The organism is uncultured Gemella sp., from assembly GCF_963515875.1.
Classification (GTDB): domain Bacteria; phylum Bacillota; class Bacilli; order Staphylococcales; family Gemellaceae; genus Gemella.
Genome location: NZ_CAUPZX010000069.1, coordinates 1 through 4,746 on the forward strand (window position 1 = coordinate 1; position 4,746 = coordinate 4,746).

Consider the following 4,746-nt stretch of genomic DNA (forward strand, 5'->3'; position numbering starts at 1 on the left):
ACCAAAACATCAATATCTTCATTGATATTTTGGTCGTTTTGTCAACAATCTGAAAGAGAGATTATCTTAAACGATAATCTCTCTTTGTTTTATTTTCTATTGTTAATCTTAAATTTCAAGAATAAATCATTGTATAATTGAAGCATTTTCGGATCTAAGTCCTCATATACTTCTGCTCGATTTCCGAAACTTTCCAAATCAGGATAAAATTGTTCATCACTTGTTGTTTCTTCTGATAACAATTCTTTTGCTTTAGCATTAGGTGTTGCATAACCAATAAATTCAGAATTTTTCGCAGCGTTTTCTGGTCTTAACATAAAGTTAATAAACTTGTATGCTGCATCTTCATTTTTAGAAGTTTTCGGAATCACTATATTATCAAACCATAGATTTGTTCCTTCTTTTGGTAATGCATATACCATATTTTCATTTTCACCCATTATTGACTTAGCATCTCCTGAGAATACTACTGATACCCATGCTTCATTATTAATCATAAGCATTTTTTTCTCATCAGCATTAATGGCTTTTACATTTGGATGTAGTAATTCTAATTTTCTTTCAGCTAAGTTTAGGTTTACTTCATTAGTATCATTAACAGAATTACCTTCCGATTGAAGAGCAATCCCCATCATTTCACGTGCACCGTCTATTAACAGAATGTTATTTTCTAATCGTGCATCCCAAAGATCGTTCCATTTTTCAAATTTAAGATCTTCTGGAACTTTAGTTTTATCATATAATACTCCTAATGTTCCCCAGAAATACGGGATAGAATATTCATTTTTTGGATCAAACGTTTTATCTCTGAATTGTTCATCAATATTATCAAATCCTTCTATCTTGCTATGATCTAGTTTTTTTAATAGATTTAATTTTTTCATTTTTTTAATCATATAGTCTGAAGGAATAACAATATCATAAGGAGTTGAACCTGCTTGTATCTTTGTTAGCATAGCCTCATTCGAGTCAAATGTCTCATATACTACTGAAATACCCGTTTCTTCTTCAAACTTTTTAATTAAATCTGGATCTATATACTCACCCCAGTTAAAAATCGTAAGAGTTTGTTTTTCGCCATCATTTGAACTATCGATAAAATTACGGCTATAAAGCATTCCTAAACAGATTATTAGAATCGAAAGAGCAGAAATAAGTAATTTTTTCATATTATCTTACCTCCCTTTTTAATTTACTAGTATTAATTACATAATAAATAAGTACTGCTACTACTACAAAAATAGTTAATACTGTAGATAGCGCATTAATTTGTAAGTTAATACCTTGTCTTGCCATCGAATAAATTTCAACAGACAGTGTTTGGAATCCATTTCCTGTTACAAAAAATGTTACAGCAAAATCATCTAATGAATATGTTAATCCCATAAAGAATCCTGCCCAAATACCTGGTGTAATATATGGAATTACAATTTTATTTAAAACTTGTGGATACGTTGCCCCAAGGTCAATTGCTGCATCAACCATACTCTTAGGCATTTCATATAACTTTGGAAGTACCATTAATACAACAATTGGAATACTAAATGCGATGTGCGATAATAATACCGACCAGAAGCCTTGAATTGTGTCTAAGCCAGTATATTTAGTTATAAAAGTAAACATTAACAAGAATGAACATCCAATTATAACATCTGGACTAACAATTAGTATATTATTTCCAACTAAGAAAGAGTTTTTTTGTTTATTAGATTTTAAAGAATAAATACCTAATGCACCAAGTGTACCAAATATCGCAGAGAATAGTCCACAAAGTAGAGCTACTACGATTGTATTAATTACTATTACCATCATACGAGTATTTTCAAATAATTCAATGTAGTGTTTCCATGAAAAACCTTCGAAATCGATCATAGTTTTACCAGAATTAAAAGAAAAATATGCTAAGTAGATTAGAGGTATATATAAAATTGCAAAGATAACCCCTAAATATATTTTTGAAGTTAATTTCATTATTTTCTACCTCCAAAATTAGTTTTATCTTTAGTATTTGTAAGTATCATTATTATTCCCATTACCACTATTAAGAATACTGCAATCGTAGAACCAACACCCCAGTTTTGCGTTACTAAGAAATGTTCCTCAATAGCTGTACCTAAGTTTATAATTTTATTACCTGCAACAAGCCTAGTAATCATGAATAATGACAGTGCTGGTATGAAAGTAACTTGAATTCCAGTTTTAACACCATTAACACTTAATGGGAAAATGATTTTTAAGAATGTAGTTTTAAAATCTGCTCCAAGGTCATATGATGCTTCAATCAAGTTTTTATTCATCCCTGAAACTGAGTTATATATTGGAAGTAACATAAAGGGTAAGAATATATAACTAGAAACAAAGATAAAACTAAATGAATTAAATAGTAAACTTTGTGTTCCAATACCAATATATTCTAAGAAACTATTAATAGTTCCATACTCTCCAAATAAACCTAAGAATGCATATGTTTTTAGTAAAATATTTATCCATGTCGGTAAAATAATTAGTAAAAGTAATAATTCTTTATATTTACTCTTATTAATAGCAAACGCTAGCGGATAACTAATTACTAAACAAATTAATGTAATTAAAAATGCATACCAAAAACTATACAGCGTCATTAAAACATAAGTACTACTAAAGAATATTTTGTAGTTTTCTAATGTGAAATTTCCATCAATATCTCTAAACGAATGATAAAAGATAAGTAATATTGGAAATACTACAAATAGTAACATCCACATTACATAAGGAATCATAAAAAATGAACGAGTTTTTTTATTAAACATCTTTACTCCTCCTCTTCATACGATTCAAGACGAGCATCAAATTCTTCTTCTGTTTCTCCAGGTACCATGATATGTATTGCTTCTGGATCAAAATTTAGACCTACCGCAGCTCCTGGTTTTGCCTGTTTTGTTGAATGAACGATCCATTCATTATACTGGTCATCTAAACAACAAATTTCATAGTGAACTCCTCTAAATAGTTGAGTATCTACTACAACACTTATTTTACCTTTTTCTGCACTTGTAATTTCTAAGTCCTCTGGACGAATAACTACCTCTACTCTCTTATTCTTATCTAAACCAGCATCAACACATTCATATTGTTTACCATAGATTTCTACTAAATAATCATCTAACATAACAGCATTAACAATGTTAGATTCACCAATGAAATCAGCAACAAAACGGTTTACCGGCTCATCGTAAATATCTGTAGGTGTACCACTTTGTTCAATTTTTCCGTGATTCATAACAAAGATATAATCACTCATCGCTAGCGCTTCTTCTTGGTCGTGAGTTACATAGATAAACGTAATCCCTGTTTGTTGTTGAAGCTCACGAAGTTCATATTGCATCTCTTGACGAAGTTTTAAATCAAGTGCTGATAGTGATTCATCTAGTAAGATAATTTCAGGTTCATTAACAATCGCACGAGCTATAGCAACACGTTGTTTTTGTCCACCACTCATCTCGCTTATATCACGTTTTTCAAAACCTGCTAAGTTAACTTGCTTAAGAGCTTTTTTTACTTTCTTATTAATTACTTCTTTCTTTTCATTTTTAATTTTTAGTCCAAAAGCAACATTTTCAAATACATTCATGTGTGGGAATAATGCATAGTCCTGGAACACAGTATTTACATGTCTCTTATTAGCTGGTAAATCATTCACTACTTTTCCATCTAATAATACATCCCCTGAAGTAGGACTTAAAAATCCTCCAATTAACTTTAAAATTGTACTTTTACCACAACCACTAGGTCCTAATAGTGTGTAAAATTTTCCTTTTTCTATTTCTAAATCAATGTTTTTTAGCACGTTATTATTACCAAAAGACATGTTTACATTTTTAAATTCAACTATATTTGCCATGATTTTCTCCTTATAAATACGAATTAGTCGCTACTATTAACACTTCACATTCTTCATCAAATGGATTTGATAATCTATGTTCGGATGTAGCTAAAAAATAAAAACTCTCGTGTGTTGAAGCAATATATTCCTCATCACCCAATTTCAATTTACATTTCCCTTTTAAAACATAACATAATGTTTCAGATTCCGAAGGATCAAATGTTTTATAGTTACTATTTTTTTCTAACTTAAGTATTAGTGACTCCATTTCTTTCTCATTTGATTCAGGAACTAGCCAAGTAAGTTCATACCCTTCATCAGTTTCTTCATAACTAGTTTGCTCTTCTAATGAATAGTATACTTTCTGACTTGTACTCTCTTTATCAAAAAAATCCTTTGGTGCACAACCTAAGACCTGCAGTATATTAAAAAAAGTCTCCATCGATGGGGATGCTAAATCTCTTTCTACTTGAGATATATATCCTTTACTAAGATCGGTACGTTCTCCTAGTTCTTCCTGGGTGAGATTTTTTTGAATTCTTAGTCGCTTTAATCTTTCACCTATAGAATACATAAATTCTCCTTTCTATAATAAAAAGATATTAATTGTTTATCAATATCTAACTTTTCGTTATATATGTTTATTATTATCTAACTTTTCGTAACTATTGTTTAATAATATTAAACTTATCGTTACTTTAGTTTATCATTGTTAAACTCTCTGTTTAGTATAATTAAATCACAAGTATTATATTACTATATTTCACACTTAAAATCAAGTTAAAATTTAGTTATTTAGTAACTTTTTTCTAATTTATATAACATTTTATTGAGAATGATAAAATAAGAATGTACAGTTTTGACAAAATAAAAATGTACAAATA

5 protein-coding genes are annotated in these 4,746 nt (G+C 29.4%); all 5 read right to left on the reverse strand.

Going from position 1 to position 4,746, the window contains the following annotated elements; all coding sequences use genetic code 11:
- Nucleotides 1-89: 89 nt before the first annotated feature.
- Genes RWL85_RS08400 through RWL85_RS08420 form a run of 5 tightly spaced genes read right to left on the reverse strand, consistent with a single transcriptional unit; the run spans nt 90 to nt 4,436 of the window.
- Nucleotides 90-1,169, reverse strand: a complete 1,080-nt coding sequence (locus RWL85_RS08400) for an ABC transporter substrate-binding protein (RefSeq protein WP_314087077.1) — start codon at nt 1,167-1,169, stop codon at nt 90-92.
- Nucleotide 1,170: 1 nt separating this feature from the next.
- A complete protein-coding gene (locus RWL85_RS08405) occupies nt 1,171-1,971 on the reverse strand; it encodes an ABC transporter permease (RefSeq protein ID WP_314087080.1) in 801 nt (266 codons plus the stop codon).
- A complete protein-coding gene (locus tag RWL85_RS08410; RefSeq protein WP_314087083.1) occupies nt 1,971-2,789 on the reverse strand; it encodes an ABC transporter permease in 819 nt (272 codons plus the stop codon). The genes RWL85_RS08405 and RWL85_RS08410 overlap by 1 nt, the downstream gene beginning before the upstream one ends.
- Before the next feature lie 2 nt (nt 2,790-2,791).
- Nucleotides 2,792-3,880, reverse strand: a complete 1,089-nt coding sequence (locus RWL85_RS08415; RefSeq protein ID WP_314087086.1) for an ABC transporter ATP-binding protein — start codon at nt 3,878-3,880, stop codon at nt 2,792-2,794.
- Between the two features lie 10 nt (nt 3,881-3,890).
- Complete coding sequence (locus RWL85_RS08420) at nt 3,891-4,436, reverse strand: XRE family transcriptional regulator (RefSeq protein ID WP_314087089.1); 546 nt, start codon at nt 4,434-4,436, stop codon at nt 3,891-3,893.
- Nucleotides 4,437-4,746: the final 310 nt, after the last annotated feature.

Excerpts from the sequence above, each read along its gene's own strand:
- RWL85_RS08420 (WP_314087089.1), bottom strand. The coding sequence starts at position 4,436 with ATGTATTCTATAGGTGAAAGATTAAAGCGACTAAGAATTCAAAAAAAT.
- RWL85_RS08410 (WP_314087083.1), bottom strand. The coding sequence starts at position 2,789 with ATGTTTAATAAAAAAACTCGTTCATTTTTTATGATTCCTTATGTAATG.
- RWL85_RS08405 (WP_314087080.1), bottom strand. The coding sequence starts at position 1,971 with ATGAAATTAACTTCAAAAATATATTTAGGGGTTATCTTTGCAATTTTA.
- RWL85_RS08400 (WP_314087077.1), bottom strand. The coding sequence starts at position 1,169 with ATGAAAAAATTACTTATTTCTGCTCTTTCGATTCTAATAATCTGTTTA.
- RWL85_RS08415 (WP_314087086.1), bottom strand. The coding sequence starts at position 3,880 with ATGGCAAATATAGTTGAATTTAAAAATGTAAACATGTCTTTTGGTAAT.